The sequence below is a fragment of the Halanaerobium saccharolyticum genome, from assembly GCF_003053565.1.
In the GTDB taxonomy this organism is placed as follows: domain Bacteria; phylum Bacillota; class Halanaerobiia; order Halanaerobiales; family Halanaerobiaceae; genus Halanaerobium; species Halanaerobium saccharolyticum_B.
In genome coordinates this window covers 47,972-72,700 of sequence record NZ_QAXS01000002.1, presented here as the reverse complement: position 1 = coordinate 72,700, position 24,729 = coordinate 47,972, and the positions used below count along the sequence as shown (strand labels likewise).

The 24,729-nt window shown below is 38.5% G+C and carries 27 protein-coding genes; all 27 read right to left on the bottom strand.

The annotated features are described in order from the left end of the window. Positions 1-26: 26 nt before the first annotated feature. The 27 genes from abc-f to rsxC all read right to left on the bottom strand — a co-directional run bounded on the left by abc-f (position 27) and on the right by rsxC (position 24,727). Positions 27-1,964 (bottom strand): ribosomal protection-like ABC-F family protein, encoded by a 1,938-nt coding sequence (gene abc-f, locus C8C76_RS01490; RefSeq protein WP_108137975.1) that lies wholly within the window; start codon positions 1,962-1,964, stop codon positions 27-29. Between the two features lie 69 nt (positions 1,965-2,033). Further along, on the bottom strand, positions 2,034-2,933 hold the full coding sequence (locus tag C8C76_RS01485) for a DegV family protein (RefSeq protein WP_108137973.1): 900 nt from the start codon (positions 2,931-2,933) through the stop codon (positions 2,034-2,036). Positions 2,934-2,977: 44 nt separating this feature from the next. Continuing rightward, complete coding sequence (gene yhbY / locus C8C76_RS01480; RefSeq protein ID WP_108137972.1) at positions 2,978-3,265, bottom strand: ribosome assembly RNA-binding protein YhbY; 288 nt, start codon at positions 3,263-3,265, stop codon at positions 2,978-2,980. Between the two features lie 69 nt (positions 3,266-3,334). After that, on the bottom strand, positions 3,335-4,606 hold the full coding sequence (gene obgE / locus C8C76_RS01475; protein WP_108137970.1) for a GTPase ObgE: 1,272 nt from the start codon (positions 4,604-4,606) through the stop codon (positions 3,335-3,337). A gap of 128 nt (positions 4,607-4,734) precedes the next feature. Further along, positions 4,735-5,013: a 50S ribosomal protein L27 gene (gene rpmA, locus C8C76_RS01470; protein ID WP_076545222.1), complete on the bottom strand. Its 279-nt coding sequence runs from the start codon at positions 5,011-5,013 to the stop codon at positions 4,735-4,737. 91 nt (positions 5,014-5,104) lie between these two features. Further along, positions 5,105-5,416: a 50S ribosomal protein L21 gene (gene rplU / locus C8C76_RS01465; RefSeq protein WP_108137968.1), complete on the bottom strand. Its 312-nt coding sequence runs from the start codon at positions 5,414-5,416 to the stop codon at positions 5,105-5,107. Positions 5,417-5,641: 225 nt separating this feature from the next. Further along, the gene (locus tag C8C76_RS01460; RefSeq protein ID WP_108137966.1) at positions 5,642-7,324 is read right to left on the bottom strand and encodes an Rne/Rng family ribonuclease; all 1,683 of its coding nucleotides are present in this window, start codon (positions 7,322-7,324) and stop codon (positions 5,642-5,644) included. Between the two features lie 5 nt (positions 7,325-7,329). Next, entirely contained in the window at positions 7,330-8,031 is a 702-nt protein-coding gene (locus tag C8C76_RS01455) for a TIGR03936 family radical SAM-associated protein (RefSeq protein WP_108137964.1), read from the bottom strand. Then, positions 8,015-9,892, bottom strand: a complete 1,878-nt coding sequence (locus C8C76_RS01450) for a TIGR03960 family B12-binding radical SAM protein (protein WP_108137962.1) — start codon at positions 9,890-9,892, stop codon at positions 8,015-8,017. Before C8C76_RS01450 ends, C8C76_RS01455 begins: the two co-directional genes overlap by 17 nt. Before the next feature lie 16 nt (positions 9,893-9,908). Then, positions 9,909-11,048, bottom strand: a complete 1,140-nt coding sequence (rodA, locus tag C8C76_RS01445) for a rod shape-determining protein RodA (RefSeq protein WP_108137960.1) — start codon at positions 11,046-11,048, stop codon at positions 9,909-9,911. Positions 11,049-11,063: 15 nt separating this feature from the next. Next, positions 11,064-11,297 carry a cell division topological specificity factor MinE gene (gene minE / locus C8C76_RS01440; RefSeq protein ID WP_243733931.1) on the bottom strand — a complete coding sequence of 78 codons (234 nt, stop codon included), beginning with the start codon at positions 11,295-11,297 and terminating at the stop codon, positions 11,064-11,066. Positions 11,298-11,339: 42 nt separating this feature from the next. Beyond that, on the bottom strand, positions 11,340-12,134 hold the full coding sequence (minD, locus tag C8C76_RS01435; protein ID WP_108137958.1) for a septum site-determining protein MinD: 795 nt from the start codon (positions 12,132-12,134) through the stop codon (positions 11,340-11,342). Positions 12,135-12,157: 23 nt separating this feature from the next. Then, the gene (gene minC / locus C8C76_RS01430) at positions 12,158-12,763 is read right to left on the bottom strand and encodes a septum site-determining protein MinC (RefSeq protein WP_108137956.1); all 606 of its coding nucleotides are present in this window, start codon (positions 12,761-12,763) and stop codon (positions 12,158-12,160) included. Between the two features lie 106 nt (positions 12,764-12,869). Then, entirely contained in the window at positions 12,870-14,756 is a 1,887-nt protein-coding gene (gene mrdA, locus C8C76_RS01425; protein WP_108137954.1) for a penicillin-binding protein 2, read from the bottom strand. Beyond that, positions 14,743-15,240, bottom strand: a complete 498-nt coding sequence (gene mreD / locus C8C76_RS01420; protein ID WP_108137952.1) for a rod shape-determining protein MreD — start codon at positions 15,238-15,240, stop codon at positions 14,743-14,745. The genes mrdA and mreD overlap by 14 nt, the downstream gene beginning before the upstream one ends. Before the next feature lie 30 nt (positions 15,241-15,270). Further along, positions 15,271-16,203: a rod shape-determining protein MreC gene (mreC, locus tag C8C76_RS01415; protein WP_108137950.1), complete on the bottom strand. Its 933-nt coding sequence runs from the start codon at positions 16,201-16,203 to the stop codon at positions 15,271-15,273. Positions 16,204-16,215: 12 nt separating this feature from the next. Continuing rightward, a complete protein-coding gene (locus tag C8C76_RS01410) occupies positions 16,216-17,256 on the bottom strand; it encodes a rod shape-determining protein (RefSeq protein WP_108137948.1) in 1,041 nt (346 codons plus the stop codon). Positions 17,257-17,320: 64 nt separating this feature from the next. Continuing rightward, on the bottom strand, positions 17,321-18,016 hold the full coding sequence (radC, locus tag C8C76_RS01405; protein ID WP_108137946.1) for a RadC family protein: 696 nt from the start codon (positions 18,014-18,016) through the stop codon (positions 17,321-17,323). A 20-nt stretch (positions 18,017-18,036) separates the two neighbouring features. Continuing rightward, on the bottom strand, positions 18,037-18,642 hold the full coding sequence (locus C8C76_RS01400) for a Maf family protein (RefSeq protein ID WP_108137944.1): 606 nt from the start codon (positions 18,640-18,642) through the stop codon (positions 18,037-18,039). Further along, positions 18,623-19,162, bottom strand: a complete 540-nt coding sequence (locus tag C8C76_RS01395; protein WP_108137942.1) for a Gx transporter family protein — start codon at positions 19,160-19,162, stop codon at positions 18,623-18,625. The genes C8C76_RS01400 and C8C76_RS01395 overlap by 20 nt, the downstream gene beginning before the upstream one ends. Before the next feature lies 1 nt (position 19,163). Then, on the bottom strand, positions 19,164-19,574 hold the full coding sequence (locus tag C8C76_RS01390; RefSeq protein ID WP_108137940.1) for a NusG domain II-containing protein: 411 nt from the start codon (positions 19,572-19,574) through the stop codon (positions 19,164-19,166). Between the two features lie 131 nt (positions 19,575-19,705). Further along, positions 19,706-20,698: an RnfABCDGE type electron transport complex subunit B gene (locus tag C8C76_RS01385; protein WP_108137938.1), complete on the bottom strand. Its 993-nt coding sequence runs from the start codon at positions 20,696-20,698 to the stop codon at positions 19,706-19,708. Positions 20,699-20,718: 20 nt separating this feature from the next. Beyond that, positions 20,719-21,309, bottom strand: a complete 591-nt coding sequence (rsxA, locus tag C8C76_RS01380) for an electron transport complex subunit RsxA (protein ID WP_076545240.1) — start codon at positions 21,307-21,309, stop codon at positions 20,719-20,721. Beyond that, entirely contained in the window at positions 21,309-21,917 is a 609-nt protein-coding gene (gene rsxE, locus C8C76_RS01375) for an electron transport complex subunit RsxE (protein WP_108137936.1), read from the bottom strand. The genes rsxA and rsxE overlap by 1 nt, the downstream gene beginning before the upstream one ends. After that, positions 21,917-22,477: an RnfABCDGE type electron transport complex subunit G gene (locus C8C76_RS01370; RefSeq protein WP_108137934.1), complete on the bottom strand. Its 561-nt coding sequence runs from the start codon at positions 22,475-22,477 to the stop codon at positions 21,917-21,919. Before C8C76_RS01370 ends, rsxE begins: the two co-directional genes overlap by 1 nt. Continuing rightward, entirely contained in the window at positions 22,478-23,386 is a 909-nt protein-coding gene (locus C8C76_RS01365; protein WP_108137932.1) for an RnfABCDGE type electron transport complex subunit D, read from the bottom strand. A gap of 15 nt (positions 23,387-23,401) precedes the next feature. Beyond that, complete coding sequence (rsxC, locus tag C8C76_RS01360; protein WP_108137930.1) at positions 23,402-24,727, bottom strand: electron transport complex subunit RsxC; 1,326 nt, start codon at positions 24,725-24,727, stop codon at positions 23,402-23,404. Positions 24,728-24,729 lie beyond the last annotated feature (2 nt).

Here is a 24,729-nt window from a genome sequence, read left to right as displayed (position 1 = left end):
CATTAGAAATTATTAAAATATTTTTATTAAATAAGTTTTTCCCATTCCCGATAGTAATCTTCTAATTTATCATTTTTAGTCTGATAGTCATCCTTTAACTGCTGCAGAAGTTCGTAGTTGTCGATATTTTTTTCAGCTGTCATCTCTGCCTCCAGAGCTGAAAGTTCTTTTTCCAATTTTTCGATTCCTGCTTCAAGCTCTTCCAGCCTCTTCTGCCGCTTCATTTCCTGACTGCGGGCCTCTTTTTGGGCCTCATAGTCAAGTTTGCCTTCACTCTTCTGCTCTTCTTTTTCCTGCTGCTCCTGAGCGGATATCTGCTCCTGCTTTTTTTCTTTATAATAGCTGTAATCACCAAAATATTTATTCAGTTCCCGCTGATCAAGCTCATAAATATAGTCAACAACCTTATCCAAAAAATAGCGGTCATGAGAAACAATTAAGACTGTTCCCTGATATTCCTGAAGTGCCTCCTCCAGCACCTCACGTGAAGCCAGATCGAGATGGTTTGTCGGCTCATCAAGGATTAAAAAATTATAATTACCACTCATCAGCTGCAGTAAGCGCAGACGACTTTTTTCTCCACCACTTAGCTGCCCTACCTTTTTGAAAACATCTTCTCCGGTAAATAAAAAAGAAGCCAGCATATCCCGTGCTTTAGAATTGTTTACAGCTGTTTCCCGCTGCAGGGCTGTGATCAGATCGTCTTCGGGATTAAAACCCTCAAATTCCTGGCGGTAATAGGCTGGATAAATATTGGTCCCGATCTTTACTCTCCCCTGATCGGCAGTAATTTCGCCCATGATAATTCTTAAAATTGTAGATTTTCCAGTTCCGTTGTCACCAATAATAGCTGCCTTGTCACTGCGGTGGAGTTCAAAATTTAAATCAGCAAAGAGTTTTAGGTCTTCAAAACTTTTCGCTAAATTTTCGACCAAAAGAACATCATCCCCACCTCTGATTTCAGTATCCAATTCCAGCTTCATTTTTCTACCTTTGAGCCGTGGTTTTTCCAGTCGGTCAATCCGCTCCAGCCTTTTTTCCATTGCCTTCGCTCTTTTAAACATCTTTTCGCTGTCCCGAGAGCGTCCCCAGATATATAACTGCTCGATTGCATCTTCCAGCTCTTTTATTTTTTTCTGCTGATTTTTATATTCCCGCAGCCGCTGCTCATATCTCCTTTTGCGCTCTTTTTGATAGTAGCTGTAATTACCGCTGTAATCTTCATTTTTGCCATTTTTAATCTCCACAATTCTTTCAATAGTATTGTCCAGAAAATAGCGGTCATGAGAGATAATCAGGAGGCTGCCCTGATAGGAATTAAGATAAGTTTCCAGCCACTCGACCGATTTTAAATCAAGATGGTTTGTCGGCTCATCTAAAAGCAGTAAATCAGGCTCCATTAAAAGCAGTTTAGCCAGACCAACTCTTGTTTTTTCTCCTCCACTCAGCTGAGCAAGAGTTTTGGTCTGAATCTCCTCTTCATCAAATCCCATACCGGCTGCCACCTGTCTAATTTTACTCTGGTATTCATAACCTACACCTTTTTCAAATTTGTGCTGAAGCTCACTGTATTCTCTCATAGTTGTTTCGAGATCATCAGAATGAGCCTCAGACTCTTCGGCTTTCTCACCGTGGTGGGCAATTTTTTCCTCCAGCCGCTGCATTTCTTTGATCTGCCTTTTGACTTCAGCAAAGACCTTTTCCAGCTCCTGATAAATTGTCAGTTCAGAATTAAAATCCGGCAGCTGGTCAAGGTAACCAACTTCAATATCATTGCGGACAGAAACTGTTCCCTCAGAAAAATATTCCTGGCCGGTAATAATTCTAAAAATTGTAGTTTTACCAGAACCATTTGGACCGATTAGAGCCACTGATTCTCCCTGATTTACATTCAGCGAAAAATCTTTGAGGACGGTTTCGATACCATATTCTTTTTTTAAATTATTAATATTTAAGATAGCCATTTAATATCACACATTTCTCTTCTCTTAATATTTTTATAATAATTATTGCTCAAATAAAATAGCTTAAGTTTAATATACTTCCGGTTCGGCAACTTTTTCGCTGTTTTTAAAAACAACAGCCAGGGTGCCTGGTCCAGCATGAGAACCAACTGCAGCCCCAATCTCACTGATAAAAATTTCTTTGGGCTTAAATCTGGCTTCGATTTCTGCTTTTAATTTCAGAGCATATTTTTCATTTTGAGAGTAGGTTAAGGCAATTACCTGTGATTCCGGCCTGTCAGCTTTTTTCTCTATTTGATCGAGCAGATAAGAAATCATTCTCTTTTTTCCCCTGACCCGGTCGTGAGCTAATATTTTACCATCCTGAATGTGGAGTATTGGTTTAATATTTAAGACATTGGCCATTACAGCCCTGGTCTTAGAAATTCTGCCGCCGCGCTTGAGCATCTCCAGATCACCAACAGCAAAAATATGCTCCAGCCGGGAGGCATCAGCCATTAAATCCTCTACCACCGAATCAAGTTCTCTTCCTTCCTGCAGCCATTTTGCAGCCCTGTAGACTAAAAGTCCCTGACCGACAGATGCTGCTTTGGAGTCAATAATTGTGATTCGATCACTATCCAGCTCATTATCAAGGGTGCTGTTTAGCTCTTTTTTGGCAAGTACTGCTGATTCTAATATCCCGCTCAGTTTGGATGAAAAAGCAATTACCAGCAGCTGGTCATATTCTGCCAGTGCTTTTTTGTAGACCTCAATAAATTTTGCTGGAGTTATCCTTGATGTTCTGGGAACTCCATTTTCCTCTTCTTTTAGCAGCTGATAGAAATCAGCAGGCTGCAGATCAGCACGATCATAGTAAGTTTTATTATTAATATTTACTTCTATATTTAAAAATTCAATATCATAGCTGTCAATTATTTCTGCTGGTAAATCAGAACAGCTATCTGTTATTATTTTAACTTTTGACATAAAAATTCCTCCCTGTGAAGCTCTCCCCCGGGTTTAATTGTTATTTAAAGTTTAAAATTTGAGTCTTCATCACGCTGGCGGAATAAAACTGCAATACCACCTATAACCTGCACTACATCCGAACCGGTTGCTGTGGCCAGCTCTTCTGCAGCAGATCGAGTTGTTCTGCCTGTGCTTTCTAGAATTCTAACTTTCAGCAGCTCATGGTCTTCTAAAGCAGCATCTAACTGTTCAATTACAGCCTCAGTAATTCCATCTTTACCCACATGAACAATGGGATCCAGCGAATTCGCCTCTCCTCTGAGATAACTCCTATTTTTTCCTGTTAACATTATATCACCTTCTTTCTGACAAATAACTATTTTTTACAAATTTCACTAAATTATCACATTTAGCATTTATTATTCCACATAATCAAATTCTAGGGGTCCAATAACTACTGTATCCCCTTCTTTTACTCCTTCTTTTTCCATCATATCATTTAAACCATAGTGTTTTAAAACCCGCATCAGCCTCTGCACAGCTGCATCATTATTAAAATCAGTTTTCTCCAGATAGGAGTCCAGCAGGGTTCCTTTAATTTCATATTTATCTTTATTTAACTTATCGATATATAATTCATCTACAAAATCAGGTCTGATCACTACCTCTTCTTCTTTTTCAATTTCTCTTTCCGGCAGTTCTTCCAGACGCTGTCCCAGATGATAAATTAGGGGCTTACACCCTTCTCCAGTTACTGCAGAAATCGGGAAAACACTGTAGCCTCGGTCATTTAATTCTGATTTAACAGTTTCTATATTCTGCCTTCCTTCTTCAAGGTCAATTTTATTTAAGGCAATAACCTGTTCTAAAGAAGCAAGGTAATCATTGTATTTATTTAGCTCATTATTAATTTTTTCAAAATCCTCAAGTGGATCTCTACCTTCAATCCCTGAAACATCAATTACATGAACTAAAAGCCTGGTCCGCTCTAAGTGTTTTAGAAATTCATCACCAAGACCTGTACCCTGATGGGCACCTTCTATTATACCAGGAATATCTGCCATAACAAAGGACTGATACTCACCATATTTAACAACCCCTAAATTCGGATGCAGGGTGGTAAAGTGATAGGAATCAATCTTCGGCTTGGCATGTGATACCTGAGAGATCAATGTTGATTTACCTACATTGGGATAACCAACCAGACCAACATCAGCCAGCACTTTAAGCTCCAGTCTGATTTTGCGCAGCTCACCCTTAGCTCCATTTTCAGAAAAACGGGGTGCTTTCCGAGTTGACTTTTTAAATCTGGCATTTCCTTTTCCGCCTCTGCCGCCTTCTGCAATCACATACTCATCTCCTGCCTCTTTTAAATCAGCAAGAAACTGATCAGTATCTGAATCATAGACCATCGTTCCCGGCGGTACTTCCAAATAGAGATCTTCTCCATTTTTTCCGTGCATCTTTTTACCCTGACCATTCTGGCCCCGGTCAGCTTTATAAATATTGTTATAGCGGTAATCAGCAAGGGTATTCATCCCTTCATCTACTCTGAGGATAATGCTGCCGCCATCTCCGCCATCTCCACCGTCAGGACCTCCCTGATCAATATATTTTTCCCGGCGAAAACTGACAACACCATTACCACCATCACCAGCTTTAACTTTAAATTCTACTTCATCTATAAACATCATCTTCACCTCCTATTTTTTGAATAAATTAGACAAAATCACAAAATACTTTTACGCAGCAGAGCTTAAAATTTAAACAGCAAAAAACCCTCAGCACCTAGAGCACTGAGGGATATTATACAATAATATTAGTTAGCAATAGCTGCTACCTGATCTTCTGTATAGACACTGATCTGACGATTCTTTTTACCTTTTCTTTCAAATTTAACATAACCGTCAACCTTGGAGAATAAAGTATCATCACTACCACGGCCAACATTTAAACCTGGCTTGAATTTAGTACCTCTCTGACGCACTAAAATACTACCAGCTGATACGAATTCGCCGTCGAATTCCTTAACACCAAGTCGTTTCGATTCACTATCACGACCATTCCGGGAACTACCAACACCCTTCTTCTGGGACATTTAACTCCACCCCCTTAGAAAATAAATTTTTAAAAATTTAAAAGTTAAATACTGACCAAAAGTCAATATTACTGCTTATCTATAAGATAAATTAAGCATTAATGTCTTCGATTAAAACCTTAGTGTAAGGCTGTCTGTGACCGGTTTTCTTGCGGTATCTGATCTTTGGCTTATATTTGAAAACGACAATCTTTTTATTCTTACCCTGTTCGATTACCTTTCCCTTAACAGAAGCTCCCTCTACCATTGGAGAACCTGCTTTAAAACCATTATCATCAGATAAAGCTAAAACCTGATCAAATTCTACATTTTCGCCTTCCTCAGCAGAAAGCTTTTCAATTTTAATAATCTGACCTTCTTCAACGCGGTACTGTTTACCGCCAGTTTTAATAATAGCGTACATTATATGTTACACCTCCCTTACCTCAGACTCGCCGGATGAGGCACTCTTCTTAGAAGAGATTTTACGGCCTGTACCATGCGGTTTTGGCACCTTCAAAATGAAGGCTGGATAAATAACTCCAGATATAAATTCTAGCATAAATCGGCTCCAGAGTCAAGGAAATCACCAAAATCAATGTTCTCCTCCTCGACCCTGAATTTTAAAAGTTAAAACTCTGATTAAAAATTAGGCCAGATGTGCTCTCGCATAGGTGCGGTGCATATCATCAATAATTATTTCAACTTCATTATCCACCATATTACCGGCTCCATTGACAATGATGATATAACCATCTATTCTGGCAATACCAGCATTTTCGTTGCTGGCATGCTGATCTTCGATTTTAACTGTTATTCTGTCACCGGCATCCAGATCCAGTACTTCCGGCTGCAGGTCTTCTTTTGTTCCCTTTTCAATAATCATATCTTCGTATTTAAGCTCAGCATTGCCGCTGATAAAAATATCAATACCAAATTTGTTTTCCAGCTCCTGCAGTTTTTCTCCTCCAGCACCAATTAAAACTGCTGCTACCTCAGGGTGCAGTTCTAAGGAAACTGCCGGATATTTTTTGCGGCTGGTAATCTCATCTATTTTACGGATAACCTTCATCGCTACTGTAGACTCTGATAAAACCTTTCCGGTTCCACCACAGACAGGACAGTCCTTCTGCATCAGTGAACCAAAACCCTCTCTTACTTTTTTGCGGGTCATCTCCAGCAGTCCGAGCTGCGTAAAACCTAAAATCGAAGTCTTGGTTCTATCTTTAGTCAGCTCATTTGCCAGCAGATCGGTAACTGACTGCTGATCAGAGTGATTGTTCATATCAATAAAGTCAATAATAATAATCCCACCGATGTCCCTCAATTTGATCTGGCGGGCAATTTCTGCCACTGCTTCTTTATTGGTTTTAACTATTGTATCCTGAAGATTTTTCTTACCGGTGAATTTACCGGTATTAACATCAATTGAAACTAAAGCCTCTGTCTGGTCAATTACCAGATAACCACCAGATTTAAGCCAGACTTTGCGCTGCAGCAGGCTCTCTATCTCTTTTTCGATATTATAAGCCGCCAGAATAGGTATATTGCGCTGATAAAGGGCAATCCTATTCTTTAAATCAGGGGCAAAAACTGAAGTTAGATCAATTAAACGCTGGTAGTCCTTTTTATCATCAACTACTACTCGATCAATATTTTCATCAAGATAATCTCTAATTAAATTTTTGAGTAAATCTTCTTCCTGATATAAAATATCTATATCATTTTTTTGGAAAAAATCATTACGAATTCGCTTCCAGGTTCCTGATAAAAAATTATAATCATTCTGCAGCTTGCTGTAGCTTTCATCATGGGCATTGGTCCGAATGATCAAACCTTCTTTACCATTTTTTAAATCCTGGGCGATTGATTTTAAGCGTCCGCGCTCACCATCATCATTAATCCTGCGGGAAATCCCGATTTTATTATCTGATGGAATGTAGACAAAAAATCTACCTGGGATCGAAATCTTACAGGTAACCTTTGCCCCTTTGCTGCCCATCGGTTCTTTAACAACCTGAACCATCAGCCACTGACCCGGCTGCAGCACATGCTTAATATTTAGATCTTTTTGACTCAACTTCTTTTTCTGCTCACTACTTAAAATTGGATATAAATCATTTAAGTGAATAAAAGCATTGCGGGCAATACCGATATCAACAAAAGCCGCCTGCATACCGGGCAGTACATCCTGCACCCTGCCCCGATAAACATTACCTGCAATTTTATGATAGGTATCTCTCTCAAAAAACAAGTCTTCCAGCGAATTATTATTTAATAACGCTGCTCTTCTTTCTCTGTATTCCGAATTAATTATTATTTGTCTGCTCATCTATCTCAACTCCCGATGAATTTTTCTGCATAGGGAGGGTCAAATTTTTCTCCATCATTTACAAAAACTCCCTCTCTCACAACCTGTAGAGGAGAAAACTCTTTGATTTCTGGATATTTTTCTCTGAGAGCCCGGTTGAGCTCTTCTGGTCTTACATTCCCTCTACTCCCTGTAACAACTGCAAATTTCCATTTGTTTTTATCTGTTATCTCTGCAGAAAATATTCTTTTCTTTAAATCTATTTTTCTGTCCGATTTTTTCCTTCTGTGTCTGATAATCATTATTTCTTCCTGATTCATAAATTCCTCTAACATTTTCCTTTCTGCTTCTAAACTTTTTGCTTCTGTATAATCAAAATTAATAGTATAGATAGCAGTATCAACTAAAGATGAAAGTGAACGAATATCATCCGGTACTGCTACCGCTTTTAAAAATTTTAAATGCTCAGGTGAGGCAGCATTTAAGTCTGCCAGGATCTTTTCCGGCTCCATTTCTTCCTCCAGCTCAAGATCAAAATACTCCCCCTTGCTGATTAAACCAACCGCAAGCGGTGGGCCAATAGCAAGATTAATCCGCGGATTATAGCCCTGAGAAAAGGCTGCCGGCAGTTCTGCTCTCCTGATAATTCTTCTTAAAGTTTTAATAACCTCTAAATGCGAAATATACATTAGATCTTCTAATTTAGCAAATTTAATCCTGTAATTCATTTGTTCTACCACCTACTAACTCTAAATCAACTTCAAAATTGCCGCAGATTGCACAGCCGTGACAGTCAGCGAATCTGCAGTCATCTATTAAAATTTCCTGGTAGGCATTTTTATATTCCCGCAGCAGAAATGATTTGGGAATCCCAATATCTAGTTTCTCCCAGGAAAAAATTTCATCTTCTTTTCTTTCCCTTAAATAATTTTCAGGGTCTATCTCATTTTCTCTAAAGGCTTCGCCCCAGATTCTGGGCTCAAAGCACTCATGCCAGCCTTCAAAGCGGCTGCCCTTTTCCCAGGCAGAAGCAATTACTTGAGAAAGTCTTCTGTCTCCTCTGGCAAGTACTCCCTCCAGACGAGAAAGCTCCGGATCATTCCAGCTGAAAGAAAAGCTTCTTCCCTTAATATTATCTCTTAAATAATCGTGTTTTTTTATAATCGTTTCTATATCATCCATCTTATGCCACTGAAAAGGAGTGAAAACTTTAGGAACAAAGGTTGATACACTGACAGAAACTTCTATCCGCCGCATTCTTTTTTTAGTATTTCGGCGGACTTCCTGGCCAATATTCCTTATTTTTTGAGCCATCTCTGCTATACCTTTAACATCTTCCATTGTTTCAGTCGGCAGACCAATCATAAAATAAAGTTTGATCTTGGACCAGCCATTTTCAAAAGCAGAGCGGGCTGCACTGTAGATATCCTCTTCACTGATATTTTTATTGATCACATCTCTTAAGCGCTGTGTCCCTGCCTCAGGTGCAAAGGTTAAACCGGTTTTACGAACTTTGTTGACTTCTTCGGCCAGTTCAACAGAAAATTTGTCGACCCGCAGTGAAGATAAAGAAACACTGATCATTTTGTCACTAAATCTTTCTGTCATCTGCTGCACCAGTTTTTTGGCCTCAGTATAATCGACTGTACTGAGAGAAGTTAAAGAAATCTCATCATAACCTGTTGACTTTAAAGCTTTCTCAGCCAATTCCATTAAGCGCTCAACACTTCTTTCTCTTACCGGCCTGTAGGCCATTCCAGCAGCACAGAACCGGCAGCTTCTGGTACAGCCGCGCGAAATTTCTAAAACAACTCTTTCGTGCACTGTATCGCGGTAGGGAACTATAAAATCTGTGGGGTAAAAAGCCTGATCCAAATTCTGAACTACCTGTTTTTTAACCCTATCTTTTTCACCCGGGGCTGAGTTTAAAGCTAAAATCTCACCCTGCTCACCATATTCCTCACTGTAGAGTGAAGGAACATAAACTCCGGGCATTTTATTTAGCTTCTTTAGAATCTCATCTTTTTTTAATCCCTGAGCCTTTAGATCTTTATATTTATTTAAGAGTTCAACAATAAAAGCTTCTGCCTCTCCTACAAAAAAGAGGTCAATAAACTCTGCTATTGGTTCAGAGTTAAATACAGTTGAGCCGCCGGCAATTACCAGTGGATCTTCTTCTGCTCTCTCGTCAGCATAAATAGAAAGACCGCTTAAGTCAAGCATATTTAAAATATTGGTGTAGCTCATTTCGTACTGCAGGGTAAAACCTAAAATATCAAAATCTTTAATTTCATGATAAGACTCCAGAGTATAAAGTGGAATCTCTTCTTCTTTCATTAAATCTTCCATGTCCTGCCAGGGAGCATAAACCCTCTCCGCCAGCATATTCTCTTCTCGGTTGATTAAATGGTATAAAATCTTCAGGCCCAGATGTGACATACCGATTTCATATACATCGGGAAAGGCCAGAGCCACTTTTAGGCTCTCCGGCTGCCAGTCCTTTTGAATAGAATTCCATTCATTACCAGTATAGCGCTCCGGACTGGAAATTTTATATAAATTTTCTATAATTTTTTTCTTATACTGCAAAAAACCACCTCATAATTTAAAACATCAATTTATTTTTTCTTAAGTTTATATTTATTACTATTGCCACTGCAGTCAGTGAGGTCAGCATAAATGTTCCCCCGTAACTGATAAAAGGCAGGGGAATACCCGTAATCGGCATAATTCCCATTGTCATGCCGATATTTTCTAAGACATGAAATAAAAACATTGCCATTACCCCAATCACAACCAGATAGCCATAGCGGTCCCTGGCATTTTCTGCTATATTTAAAAACTGCCAGAGTAAATATAAAAATAAAAGTATTACAACTGCTGAACCTAAAAATCCAAATTCTTCCCCAATTACTGAAAATATAAAGTCAGTATGTTTTTCCGGCAGAAAATTAAGCTGATTTTGAGTGCCTGCAAAAAGACCCTTACCAAAAGTTCTGCCTGAACCAAGGGCAATTATCGACTGAATGATATTATAGCCGCTGCCGTGGGGGTCAATATTGGGATTTATAAACACTATTAATCTATTTAACTGATACTCTTTTAAAAATGGTAGTGGTGTATCAAGCACAACATGAGCCGTTATTATAAGTACCAGTAAAAGAAAACCACCACCAAAAACTGCCGCCATATATTTAAAATTACCGCCGCCAGCAAAAAGCATTACTAAATAAATAAAAAATAAAACCAGGGCAGTCCCCAGATCATTTTGTAAAATAACCAGCACAAAGGGAATAAAGGCAATTATCGAAGGCAAAAACATCCCCTTTAAATAGCCCATATCATCAGAATTATTGTCAATTACTGCTGCCAGAACTAAAATCAACATAATTTTAGATAATTCTGAAGTCTGCAGGTTAAAGGCACCAATACTGATCCAGTGTGCCCCGCCGGCAACACCCTGACCCAAAAATATAGTTGCTGTCAGCATCAAAAGCATTGAAACATAAATAACTGCTGCATATTCTTTAAAAATTTTATAATCAAAAGCCTGCAGAATAAAAACAACCAGCAGTCCCAGTACAACTGAGACTGCCTGTTTTTGTAAAAACCTTAAAGCACCACTGTCTACCTGATTGATTTCGACAGCAGAACTAATGCTGACAAAACCAATAATAATTAACAGAATCACAGCAAATGGTACATTAAAATTTAAATAACGCAGGAATTTTTTATTCCAGTACATATTGGAACAACCCCTCTATTTTGAACCCTTGAGGGGGAAATTTGCAACTAAGGCAGTCATATCGTCCTCTCGTTTAACATCCATTTCAATCTTTTGAGAATCAACATCTATATATTTACTCAAAACACCTATTAATTCATCACGCATTGCATCCATTTCATCTGGAGTCAATTTCACTCTATCCTGAACAAGAACAAACTGCAGTCTTTCCTTTGCTACACTCTTACTCTTTTTGTCATCACTTTTCAAACCGAGCCACTTTAATATATCGATTTTACTCCCCCCCTTATATTAAGATAAACCAACTAATTTTTTGAATCTGGTTATAAAACTATCTTTTTCTAACGGCATCATCGGCAGATCTTCACCCATAATTCTGCGGGCAATATTGCGGTAAGCCTGACCTGCTTTAGCATTATCATTTAAGGCAATCGGTTCACCTTTATTAGTAGAAACTACAATACCTTCATCTTCCGGAACAATACCTATTAAATCAATAGCCAGTATCTCTATCATATCATCAATACCCATCATGTCTCCGCGGTCAACCATATCTGCTCTAATCCTGTTGATAATAACTTCTGGATCACGCAGACCTTCTGCTTCCAGCAGACCAATAATCCGGTCAGCATCACGGACAGCAGAAATTTCGGGTGTAGTAACAATAATTGCTCTGTCTGCACCAGCAATTGCATTTTTAAAACCCTGCTCGATTCCCGCTGGTGAGTCAACAACAATAAAATCCATATCTTCTTTTAATTTTTCAATAAGCTCCTTCATCTGAAAAGGAGTTACAGAAGTTTTATCTCTTGTCTGTGCAGCTGGTAGTAAATAAAGACCATCATAACGCTTATCTCTGATCATAGCCTGCTCCAGCCGACAGTTGCTTTCAACAACATCAACAATATCATAAACTATTCTATTTTCCAATCCCATAACAACATCCAAATTTCTAAGACCAATATCAGCATCTATTAAGCACACTTTATTCCCCTGCATTGCCAGGGCAGTACCAATATTTGCTGAAGAAGTAGTTTTTCCTACTCCACCTTTACCTGAAGTAATAACAATTGTTTTGCCTGCCAAATTTCATCCCCCCTGGGTTTATTCTAAATTTTCTCAACCATAATTTGATCATCTTCTATAAATGCTCTTTCTGCCTGAAGTTTTGAACTATCACTATCATCAGGTGAACGAGCAATTAAGGACGCAATTCTTAACTGGGTTGGGTTCAATTTTAAAGCTGCAACCTGAGAATCTTTGCTGCCGCCTGCACCTGCATGAACCACACCCCTCAGTCTTCCAAAAACAATAATGTCTCCACCCGCTATAACTTCAGCTCCGGGGTTAACATCACCAACAATCACAACATTGGCCTGATGCTTGACCCTCTGTCCAGATCTCAGGGTTCTGTTAATAATTACAGCATCTGATTGCTGGGCATCCATCTTTTCTTCAGTTTCAATTTTGCGAGCTGTAAAATAAATTTTATTAACCTGATTATAATTCTTTACTATTTCCATCAATTCTTCCAGCTGTTCATATGCCAATTCCAGTCCACTTAAGTTTAAATACAGATTAACACCTGTAAAAAAGTCAGACGCTTCAGCTGCATGAAGACTGACAGCCTTTTTGATATTACCAAAGGTACTGCCATCACGAAAATTCATTACTATACCATCTGAAACTGCCTGAAATGAAAATACAGAAGCCATAAGATCTCTCCTCAGTTAAACACTTTTTAATATATTCTTTAATTAAGTTCAAAGTCCTGCCTGAACTGTAAAAATACTGACTAATTAAGGATCTTTATAAAGTTAATCAGCCGTTAGCTTTTTCCTCCTGATAATAATAAATCTTTTTTCGATTATTATGGTGATTTTTGAAACCAAAATAATACTCCATAATTTCTCTAGCTATAGGTACAGAAAAAGCACTGGATTCCCCATTTTCTATAAATACCACTACAGCTATCTGAGGGTTATCATAGGGAACAAACCCGCCAAACCAGGCGTGGTTGGCCCCTCCTGTCTGAGCTGTACCGGTTTTACCGGCAGCAGTCAGTGGAAAATCATTAAAATGTCTGGAGGCTGTACCATAACTTTTATTGATTACATCATGCATTCCTTCTTTGATAGCCACAAATACACTGCTGTCAATTTGATCTCTTAAATCAATATTAATCTCCGGGTCAAATTCTTTTTCTATTTGACCATCAGCATTTCTAATTTTGTTAACTATCTGAGGCTTATATCCCAATCCATCAGCCGCGATAGTAGAAATTAAACTGACGATTTGAACCGGTGTTGTCAGCAGGCTGCCCTGGCCAATTGATAGGTTGACTGAATCTCCTGGATACCAGCCTGTGTTAAGCTGCTTTCTCTTCCACTGGTCATCAGGGACCAGCCCCTTTTTTTCTGAAGGAAGATCTATACCTGTTTTGCTGCCCAGTCCATACTTTCGGGCATATTCTGCCAGTTTATCGCCATTATATTCTTTATATAATTCATAGCCAAGCTCGTAAAAAACTACATTGTTGGAACGAGCAATTGCCTTAACAAAATCCAGTTTTCCCTCACCTACCGGATTCCAGTTTCTAAAGGGTCGTGACCAGTTTGGAATAGAAAAAGTACCATTGGAATCATAAAAACTGGTACTGGCCCTAACACCCAGTTCTTCCATTGCTGCTGTCCCGGTTACCAGTTTGAATATAGAACCAGGAGGTACAGCTGTCATTATATTTCTATCAAGCATTGGCCGTAAAGGGTCATTAACCAGTTCCTGATAGTCACTGCTGCTGATCCCCTTTGCAAATAAATTTAAACTGTAATCTGGCAAACTGACACTGCTTAAAATACCGCCTGTATCAATATCCATTACTACAGCTGAAATACCGGTCGGCATTGATAAATCCTCATCTTCTTCTGCCTTTTCTCTTAAGTTCTGATAATTTTCAGCCAGCAGTTTTTCGACAGCACTCTGCAGTGAAAAATCAATATTTAAAATCAGATCACTGCCCGGCTCAGGTTTTTTAATTCCGATAGTCTTTATTTTTTCTCCTCTACTGTTAACCTCTATCTGCTCAGCTCCGCGTTCACCATTTAAATAAAATTCATATTCTCTTTCCAGTCCACTTTTACCAACAAAATCACCACCACGATAATTATAGCCGGCTTCATTATATGAAACCAGTTCCTCTTCATTGATCTCACCTATATAACCTGTAGTATGAACAAGTTCTGCAGGATAAATATAATCCCGCATTGAAGACTCTTTGACAAGCAGTCCGGATAAGATATCTTTGTTTTCTGCTATAATTACCATATCTTCTTTGCTTAAATGACGCGCAAGAAGTATTGGATCTATCGCTGATTTAGGTTCTGCACTGTTATAATTTGAGACCAGACGAGATTCAGCCAGACTGCTTAGTTCTGCCAGCTGATTTAAAATTTCTTCTGCTGATCTATCTGGTGGAATTTCATTCTGCATCAGATACAAATTATAAGTAAGCCTGTTAGAAACTATAATCTCTCCCCGCCTGTCATAAATTCTACCGCGGGGGGCATTTATTGGTCTAACGGAAATCCGATTACCTTCTGAAAGTTCATAGTAATAATCTCCCCGTGCCATCTGAAGATAAGCAGCCCTCGACAATAAAATAATAAAAATCATAAGAATAACTACTCTTAGTATTTTATGTCTGTCCACTTATACCCCATCCTCCCCAGAGAAAATAAACTAAATAAGCAAAAAAGGTAATCAGGGCATTTAAAGCAGCCAGTGGCAGGATTATTTCTTTGATTAAGACTAAATAATTAGCCGCAAATAAATAATTTTCTTTCAGAAGCAGATATAATAATTCGTGAACCACTGTCGCCATAAATACTCCTAATGGAGGAATTAATAAATTCTCAGGAAAAAAGCGGCCTGATAATAAAGCAGCCAAAAAAGCAACAGCTGTTTTTACCGGTGTAAATAGGCCAATAAAAGATGTTAAAAAAACATCCTGAAAAAGACCTCCAAAAGCTCCATAAATCATTGCATCTTTAGCTCCAAAAATTATAGCTCTAACTACAATATAAATAAGTATAAAGTCCGGTATCAGTCTTAAAGATGGGAAAATAACAGCCATAGATAACTGGCAGATTAAGAGAAAGAGTAATATTAAAATATTATAAATATATTTTTTCAATTTAACCTCTCCATTATAAACATAGTAAGCCTAATTTTCTTCAATTTCCTCATCTTCTCCAATTGCTTCAGCTGTTTCACTGTCTTCATTCAATGCGTTTTGCTCGGTTTCAATATCACCGCTGATTTTTGAATCAAAATTCTTAATTACCATTACCTCTTCCAGAGTAATATCACTGATAAATAAATTTATCTCAGCTTTCTGAGAAAGGCCGTAATTATCAGTTTCAACTTTTCTAACCTCTCCGATTTTTAAACCGGCTGGAAAATTATTTGATAAACCCGAGCTTAGAACAATATCACCGGTTTCTAAATCAGCATCCCAGGCTATATTATCCATAATATTAGGCTGATCATCTCTGCCGCTGCCTCTAACCAGTCCAATCTCTCTGGATTCAGTTCTGGCAATTATACCGCCAACAACAAAATCCTGATCAGTGATTAAGCGAACCTGAGCAGAATTACTGCCTGTATTTTCTATTCTTCCTACTAGAAAACCCTGATAACTTATAACCGGCATTCGATCCTGAACTCCATCTCTGCTGCCGCGGTTTATAGTTATGGTTTTTTCCCAGATTGAAGGAGAATTAGCAATCACTTCAGCACCCTGCATCTGATAATCAACTTTTTCTTTAAAAGCAAGAAGATCTCGCAGCCTTTTATTTTCTCGATTTATATTTTCTAAAAAAAGAATCTGCCTCTCGAGAGTGCTATTTTTTTGACGCAGTTCTTTAATCTCCTGATTAACTTCATCAATTGAAAATAAAGTAATAAAGTAATTTTTAATATTTTCTACAAGATGATGAATCAGATTAAGGACAGGAGTAATTGTATTGTAAATTAGATCACTCAGCCAGTTAATAAAAGGTAAATTAAGATCGCTAAAATAAAGAAATGATACGATTATAATAAGAGTGATTACCAGAACTGCTGCAATTAAAGTATTCCTGTTAAATTTAAACAACAGGTACACCCCCTATGATAGTTTTTTGGGTGTAATTAAGATCTTTTTTAAAGAATCAATTTCTTCTAAGGCAATTCCTGTTCCTTTAGCAACACAATCTAGAGGCTCATCTGCAATATGTACCGGCATCTGAGTCTCATCAATCAGCAGTTTATCAAGACCCTGCAGTAAAGCACCACCACCGGTTAAGATAATACCTCTATCCATTACATCAGAGGCAAGTTCTGGTGGAGTTTTTTCTAAGGTCATTTTGACTGCATCAATAATATTAACTACCGGTTCTTCTAAAGCCTTCTGAATTTCTTCACCGTTAATTTCTATAGTTTTTGGTAAACCGCTGACTAAATCACGGCCTCTAATTTCTTTAATGCCTTCAGGGTTATCGCTGAAAGCAGCTCCAATTTCAATTTTAATTTCTTCGGCAGTTCTTTCACCGATCATCAGATTATACTTTCTCTTTACATACTGAACAATGGCAGCATCCATATCATCTCCACCAATTCTGATCGAACGGCTGGTTACAATACCTCCCAGAGAAATAACTGCAACTTCTGTAGTTCCTCCACCAATATCAACAATCATGTTTCCGGTGGGCTCATGAACCGGTAAGCCAGCTCCAATTGCTGCCGCCATCGGCTCCTCAATTAAATAGGCTTCTCTGGCTCCAGCATGAACAGCAGCATCAATTACCGCTCTCTTTTCTACTTCTGTTACTCCCGAAGGAACACAGATAATTATTCTCGGTCTAACCATTCTACTTCTCTTATGAGCTTTGGTTATAAAATAACGGAGCATTGATTCTGTAACATCAAAATCTGCAATAACTCCATCCTTCATCGGTCTTACTGCTATAATATTACCGGGTGTTCTACCAATCATTCTCTTAGCTTCATCCCCGACAGCAAGTACTTCCTGCTTGTCCTTCTTTAAAGCAACAACTGAGGGTTCTCTAATTAAGATACCCTTCCCTTTAATATAAACCAGTGTATTTGCTGTCCCAAGGTCAACACCCATATCCCTTGAGAATGGTGCACTTAAAAATTTAAAAACCATTTACTTAAAACCCCTTTCAAATTATATAAAATCAAATTAAAATTAATAAATTTATTCAAAAAAATTAAAACAAAGCTTTTTCTTTAAAACTTAAATATTTATCTCCGGCAATTATAATATGATCCATTACTTCGATTCCAATTATTTTTCCGGTCCTGACAAGTTTTTTGGTAATACTTATATCATCAGCACTGGGAGTTGGGTCACCACTTGGATGGTTGTGAACTAGAATCATAGCTGCACTGCTGCGTCTAATCGCTTCTTTAAATACTTCCCGGGGATGAACAATCGAGCTTGAAAGTCCTCCGCGTGAAATTTCAGGAATAGCAATTACTTTATTTTTTACATCGAGCAGAATCACCCGCAGAACTTCCTGCTTTAAAAAGCGCATTTCTCCGACCAGCAGTTCTGCCGCCTGAATTGGATTGCTTACCAGATCTCTTTTTTGATTTTTAAGAGCTGATATTCTGCGGCTGAGCTCAGTTACAGCATTAATCTGAGCCGCCTTAGCAGTTCCGATGCCGTTAATCTGCTGCAGTTCTTCGCAGCTTAAATCCTGAAGTCCTTCCAGACCGCCATAAAAGCTGAGCAGATCCTGTGCCAGTTCAACAGCAGTCCTCTCCTTATTTCCAGTCCTAATAATCAGCGCCAGCAGCTCAGCAGTTGATAAATATTTGCTTCCTTTTTTCAGTAATTTCTCTCGTGGTCTTTCCTCAGCTGGCAGTTCTTTGATGGTGAAATTGGTCTGCAGACCTTCCATCAAAAATTAGCTCCTTTCTCTTATAAGATTCCATAATTAAATTTATCCATTAAATCAGCAAGCTGGTGAATGGGAAGTCCCATCACCGAATAATAAGATCCTTTTATTTCTTCCACAAAAAGACCTCCAAAACCCTGAATAGCATAGGCTCCAGCCTTGTCCAGCGGTTCTCCAGTTTCAACATAATTTTCTATTTCGCTCTCACTTAAAGCAGTCATTTTAACCTCGGTAATATTATAATCAAGATAGCTTTCGCCTGTCCGGGAATTTAAAACTGCAACCCCGGTTATAACCTGATGCTTATCTGAGCTTAACTGTTTAAGCATTTTTCTTGCTTCAAATTTATTGCCTGGTTTTCCTAAGATTTGATCATTATGGACTACTACTGTATCAGCAGCAATAATCAGAGCATCCTCTACCAGTTTTGAAACAGAACTGGCCTTTTTTTCTGCCAGAACTTTGACCAGCTCAACCGGGTCACTGTGGTCAAAAGCTGATTCATCAATTTTTGAAGGTACAATAGTAAATTTTAAATTTAACTGTGTTAAAATTTCTTCTCGCCGAGGAGAAGCTGAAGCTAAAACCAATTTCAGATCACTTTTTATATTATTTGCTTTTTTGATCATTAAAATTACCCCCAGTAATTGAGTACGGTAAATGTTTTAAAGTAAAAAAGCTGACCAGCCCCACTCCAAATCCAGTCGGTAAAGCAAGCAGGACTAAAAATGGAAGGTAATAAAATATTCCGCGGTTGGCAATAATAAAATAGGCAGCTGTTATTTGAGCTGTATTATGAGCAACAGCACCAATGATGCTGATTCCGATTAAAGAAAAATATTCCTTGAAAAAATAATAAGCAAGATACATTAAAAGAAAACTTAAAATTCCACCGCTGAAACTTAAATAAAAATTGATTGTCATAAAAGTCCCCGCAAGCAGAGATCCTAAAACGACTCTAAAAATAACAACCTGAAAAGCCGCCCCAAAACCAAATAAAGAAATGGCAATTAAAGATACGATATTTGCCAGTCCCAGTTTGGCACCTGGAACAACTGCCGAAAGTGGAAAAAAGCTCTCCACCAGGTGTAAAACCAGACCCAGAGAAATTAACAATGAAATGACTACTATTTTTTTAGTTTTTTTCATCCTACCAGCTCATCCCATCTATGTCTGAGTTTGTACTTTCCAGCCAGAGGCTTAGAGAATTAGGTACACAGACAATAATTGGTCCTTCCCTGTCAACCCAGCCTGTTTTTTCGCAGATTTTGAGCGGATCATCAGCCGGTGCCTCCTGAACTCTAACTCGACCCTGATTAACCTCTATTGTGTGGATTCCAATTGGCCCTTCAACTTCAAAAACTATTGGCTCATCATAACTATCGGCCACCGCAACAGTTTTAATCAATTCATCTCCCTGCTGCACCTTTAAAATCAGTTCTTCACCTTCAGCAGGTGAGCCAAAATAATAGAAAGGAATCAACAATAAAATAAGGCTTAAAATAATTACAAAGCCAATCAAAATTTTATCATATAATGTTAAAATATCATTTATTTTCAATTAAATTCACCACTGATTTCTTTTTTACTACCATTACTATATATTTTAACATCTTTTACCTCTGATGTCCACACTCTGAGCAAAGTCAAAAACCCGCCCTTTTAAAAGGCGGGTTTAAAAGCAATTAATTATTAATTTTCATCTTTATAAAAAACATCAACTGCGTCAACATTACAGGCTTCATAACAGAGCCCACACTGAATACATCTCTCCTGATCAATTTCGTGGAGCTTTTTAACTTCTCCATCGATACAGTCAACCGGACATGCTTTAGCACAGAGAGTACAGCCCACACATTTATCATTGATTTCAACTTTTTCTATCCATCTTCCCTGAAATTCAATTGTTCCTGTTGGACACTTTTCTGCACATTTACCACAGTTAACACATTTTTCGTAATCGATCACTGCCAGATTATCCTTCATCTCTATTGCATCAACCGGGCAGACCTTAGCACAGAGACTGCATCCGATACAGCCAACCTCACATGTTTTACGGACAATTTTACCAGTATTGTGAGATGAACATCTGATATGAGTCTGACCTGATAAAGGTGCCAGAATTAAGACATTACGCGGACATTCTTCTACACATTTGCCGCAGCCTGTACATTTATCATAGTCTATCTGTGGCAAACCGTTTTCACTCATCTCAATAGCATCAAAGGGACAGACGACCTCACAATCACCAAAACCAAGGCAGCTGTACTGACATTCTTTTTCGCCACCATTAACTGAATGAGCGGCTTTACAGGTTTCAATTCCCTGATATTTTCCAGATTTAGTTGTTTCTTTAATACCGCCACCACAGAGTAATTCAGCAACTACTTTATCAGAACTACCTGCATCAGCTCCCATAATATCTGCGATATTTGATGCTACATTATCTCCACCAACAGGACAGCCTCCTACTGGTGCCTCTCCATTAACTACTGCTTCGGCAAAAGCCTCACAACCTGCATAACCACAGGCTCCACAGTTAGCTCCGGGAAGTGCATCCTCAACTTTACCGACTCTTGGATCCTGCTCAACTTTAAAATGTTCTGAAGCAAATCCCAGGCCAGCCGCTAAAAAGGCTGCAATTCCTCCCATACTAATTAAAGAATATAAATATGTTGGATTCATTTAATTTACTGCCACCTCCACTACATTGAGATGAGACCGGAAAAGCCCATAAAAGCCATTGCCATAATACCCGCTATAATCAGGGTAACTGGAACACCTTTTAATACTCCCGGTACATCGCCAAATTCTAATTTTTCTCTTAAACCAGCCATTAAAACTATCGCTAAGGTAAAACCTACACCAGCACCGAAACCAAAAACAACACTGGCAATAAAACTGTAGCCGTTTAATGGAATCAGTAAAGCCAGTCCCATAATTGCACAGTTGGTGGTAATTAGGGGCAGGAAAATACCTAAAGCTTTATATAAAACCGGACTTGTTTTCTTAATAAACATTTCAACAAACTGTACTAAAGAAGCAATTACAATAATAAAGGAAACATACTGCAGAAATGGTAAGTTAAATGCTTCTAAAATAAAAGTGTTGATCAACCAGGTTGCAGCTGCAGTCAGGGTCATAACAAAGGTTGTAGCAAGCCCCATACTGAATGCTGTTTCCACCTGTTTTGACACACCTAAAAAGGGACAGATCCCTAAAAATCTAACCAGGATAAAGTTATTGATTAAAACAGTACTGATAAATAATAATAATATCTGTGTGAATTCTTCCATTATTTACCCTCCCTGCTGATCTGATTCATAATTCCAACTAAAATTCCTAAAGTAATAAAAGCTCCAGCAGGTAGTACCATAATTACCATTGGACGATACCATTCTCCCAGTAACTGTACCCCAAACATTGAGCCCATACCAAAAAACTCTCTAATCATTCCCAGCAGAGTCAGAACCCAGGTGAAACCTAAGCCCATCCCAATTCCATCTGCAATAGCTCGCGGGGTCGAATGTTTAGAAGCAAAAGCTTCCTGGCGACCTAAGATCAGACAGTTAACTACAATCAGCGGAATAAAAATACTGAGTGAGGCAGCTATCCCCGGGAAAAATGCCTTTAAAAAGTAATCTGTAAAGGTTACAAAAGTAGCGATAATAAGTATGTAACTTGGAATCCGCACATTAGCCGGAATTAATTTTTTTATTAAAGAAATTACTATTTCGGACATAATCAACACAAAAGAAGTTGCCAGTCCCATTGCCAGTCCATTTGCTGAAGTATTAGTTACAGCAAGGGTTGGACACATACCAATTACAAGTCTAATAATTGGATTTTCAGCCCAGAGGCCATTTTTAAAATCTGAAACTATCTGTTTAAAATCTAAAGACATTAATTCCCACCTCCATAAGCTGAATTAATTTTTTCTAAAGCATCTTCAATAATTCTGGTCGCACTTTCTGAAGAAATCGTTGCTCCTGCAATAGCCTGAACCTGCATTTCTTCAGAGGGAGGAGTTTTTACAACATTATAATCTCCAAAAGGCTTGTCTTCAAAGTTGGACTTAAACTCACTCTCTGTTATTCTGGCACCCAGACCCGGTGTTTCCTGGTGATTTAAGACACTAATCTTATAAATTTTATCGCTTTCCGGGTCAACACCGATCATGATCTCAATGGCACCATTATAGCCGCCACCGCTATTTTGGAAAGCGACACCGATCTGCTCACCCTGAGCATCATAGCCTTCATAAAATATATTTCCGTTCTTCTCTACCTCTTCTACTTCTGCTACATCAGGCAGAACCTCATTTATCGCCTGTTTTCTGGCTTCAGCCTGATTGGCCTGAATATAAGGTGTTGTCCACTCATAAACAAAAGTCAGCAGTAAAGCAGAAATAATACCTATAGTAGCTAAAGTTAAAACTAATTTTTTTGTGCTATTTTTTTCCATTTATCTCACCTCTCCTAAACTGCGAGGTCTGGTATATCTGTTAATTAAAGGAACTGCTGTATTCATTAATAAAATACTGTACATTACACCTTCTGGATATCCACCCCAGAGTCTGATAATTACTACCAGAAGACCGGCTCCGATACCGAAAATCCAGCGTCCCAACTTTGTTGTTGGACTGGAAACCATATCTGTTGCCATAAATAAGGCACCCAGCATTAAACCACCGGCAAAAAGATGGAAAATCGGATCTACACCAAAGGCAAAAGTACCTAAAAACACTGTTCCCACCATTGCCAGAGGAATTCTCCAGTTAACATAGCCCTTATAAAGAAGGTAGGCAAAACCTAATAATAGAGCTAAAGCAGATGTTTCTCCTAAAGAACCACCAATTTGTCCGACAAAAAGATTCCAGGTATCAGTTGCAATTCCATCCATCTTCATCTGACTTAAAGGAGTTGCAGAAGAAACACCATCTACAGTCCAGGTTGTCATTAAAACTGGATAGGCTGCTGTTAGAAAAGCTCTACCCACTAAAGCAGGGTTAAATGGATTTTGACCAATCCCACCAAAAACCTGTTTTCCAAGTCCAATTGCTACCACTGAACCAAAAAAAGCTGTCCAGAGTGGTATAGAAGGTGGCAGAGTCAGTGCCAGAAGTAATCCAGTTACAACCGCACTCCCATCCTTAACCGCAATTTTTTTATTTCTTATTTTTTGAAATATGTATTCTGTTAAAACCGCACCAGCAACAGCTGTCAGAATCACTGAAATCGCTCTTGCTTTAAAGAAATAAACCGCAGCAAAAACTGCTGGCAGCAGAGCAATAACAACTGACCACATGATTTTTTGAACTGAATCACGGGCTCTGACATGTGGTGAGGATGTTACAATTAGTTCATTATTCATTATTGATTATCCTCCTTAATTCTCTTCTCTTTTTTTCGCCATTACCTGTGCCTTACCCAGACGCAGATGATGTACCAGAGGTATTTTAGCCGGACAGACAAAGGAACAGGATCCACATTCAATACAGCTTAATACCTGCCATTCTTCCAGTTCATCTACCATATCATTTTTTGCATAATTAACCAGCTGAGTCGGCATCAAAAACATCGGACAGGCATCCACACATTTTGCACAGTTAATACAGGGAGATGGTTCATAATCTTCAACCTCATCTCTAACTAAAACAAGAATACCAGAAGTTCCTTTAACTCCCGGAATATTTAAATGCTTCTGAGCTGCTCCCATCATTGGTCCACCTGTTATCACTTTGGCAGCATCTTCTTTTAAGCCGCCTGCTTCTTCAACAAGGTCACCAATATTGGTACCAATTCGATAAATTAAATTTTGAGGAGAATTTATTCCCCTACCTGTAATTGAAATAGATCTTTCATAAAGTGGCTTTCCGTCTCTAATTGCATCAGCAACTGCAGCAGCTGTTGAAGTATTATTAACAACAACCCCAACATCAAGCGGCAGGCCACCGGCTGGAACTTCTCTGCCGAGTATCGCTTCAATCAGCATTTTTTCTCCACCCTGAGGATATTTTGTTTCTAAAGCCTGAACTTCAATATTTTCTTCATCTTTAACTGCATCCTGCATACTTTCGATTGCCTCAGGTTTATTTTCCTCAATTCCAATAATTCCTTTGGGCGCACTTGCAGCCTTCATTAAAGCTTTTAAACCAAAAACAATACTCTTAGGCCTCTCCACCATTACTCGATGGTCAACTGTTAGATAAGGCTCACATTCTGCTCCATTTAAAATCACATAATCAACATTTTTATCATCAGGAACTGACACCTTAACATGAGTTGGAAACATCGCTCCACCCATACCTACTATTCCTGCCTCTCTGATGATTTTTCTAATTTGAGCTGCATCGAGCTGATCTAAACTCTCATGTTTTTCCAGACCAGAATTAAGAAAATCTTCTTCGGCTGCCTCAATAACTACAGCATCTACAATATTTCCACCTGGATCTGTTACTTTTCTAATTTCTTTTACTGTCCCAGAGACAGAAGCATGAATAGGAGCACAGACAAAACTGTCACTATCAGCAATTTTCTGGCCCATATCAACCTGATCACCCTTGCTGACAAGTACCTTCAGCGGTGCACCTATGTGCTGTTTTAGAGGAATAATAACTTCCTCAGGACGTTTAGCATTTTTTAAGGGTTTATCCTTGGTTAAATCCTTGTTATATTCAGGATGTATACCCTGTTTAAAAGTCAAAGCCTTCACTA

Coding starts and splice junctions, on each gene's coding strand:
- rsxE (WP_108137936.1), bottom strand. CDS start 21,917: ATGTCTTTAGATTTTAAACAGATAGTTTCAGATTTTAAAAATGGCCTC.
- C8C76_RS01485 (WP_108137973.1), bottom strand. CDS start 2,933: ATGTCAAAAGTTAAAATAATAACAGATAGCTGTTCTGATTTACCAGCA.
- rplU (WP_108137968.1), bottom strand. CDS start 5,416: ATGTACGCTATTATTAAAACTGGCGGTAAACAGTACCGCGTTGAAGAA.
- radC (WP_108137946.1), bottom strand. CDS start 18,016: ATGGAAGGTCTGCAGACCAATTTCACCATCAAAGAACTGCCAGCTGAG.
- minC (WP_108137956.1), bottom strand. CDS start 12,763: ATGGCTTCTGTATTTTCATTTCAGGCAGTTTCAGATGGTATAGTAATG.
- C8C76_RS01410 (WP_108137948.1), bottom strand. CDS start 17,256: ATGGTTTTTAAATTTTTAAGTGCACCATTCTCAAGGGATATGGGTGTT.
- C8C76_RS01370 (WP_108137934.1), bottom strand. CDS start 22,477: ATGGAAAAAAATAGCACAAAAAAATTAGTTTTAACTTTAGCTACTATA.
- C8C76_RS01395 (WP_108137942.1), bottom strand. CDS start 19,162: ATGAAAAAAACTAAAAAAATAGTAGTCATTTCATTGTTAATTTCTCTG.
- rodA (WP_108137960.1), bottom strand. CDS start 11,048: ATGTACTGGAATAAAAAATTCCTGCGTTATTTAAATTTTAATGTACCA.
- C8C76_RS01365 (WP_108137932.1), bottom strand. CDS start 23,386: ATGAATAATGAACTAATTGTAACATCCTCACCACATGTCAGAGCCCGT.
- C8C76_RS01460 (WP_108137966.1), bottom strand. CDS start 7,324: ATGAGCAGACAAATAATAATTAATTCGGAATACAGAGAAAGAAGAGCA.
- yhbY (WP_108137972.1), bottom strand. CDS start 3,265: ATGTTAACAGGAAAAAATAGGAGTTATCTCAGAGGAGAGGCGAATTCG.
- C8C76_RS01455 (WP_108137964.1), bottom strand. CDS start 8,031: ATGAATTACAGGATTAAATTTGCTAAATTAGAAGATCTAATGTATATT.
- rpmA (WP_076545222.1), bottom strand. CDS start 5,013: ATGTCCCAGAAGAAGGGTGTTGGTAGTTCCCGGAATGGTCGTGATAGT.
- C8C76_RS01400 (WP_108137944.1), bottom strand. CDS start 18,642: ATGATCAAAAAAGCAAATAATATAAAAAGTGATCTGAAATTGGTTTTA.
- abc-f (WP_108137975.1), bottom strand. CDS start 1,964: ATGGCTATCTTAAATATTAATAATTTAAAAAAAGAATATGGTATCGAA.
- C8C76_RS01385 (WP_108137938.1), bottom strand. CDS start 20,698: ATGAATCCAACATATTTATATTCTTTAATTAGTATGGGAGGAATTGCA.
- rsxA (WP_076545240.1), bottom strand. CDS start 21,309: ATGGAAGAATTCACACAGATATTATTATTATTTATCAGTACTGTTTTA.
- obgE (WP_108137970.1), bottom strand. CDS start 4,606: ATGTTTATAGATGAAGTAGAATTTAAAGTTAAAGCTGGTGATGGTGGT.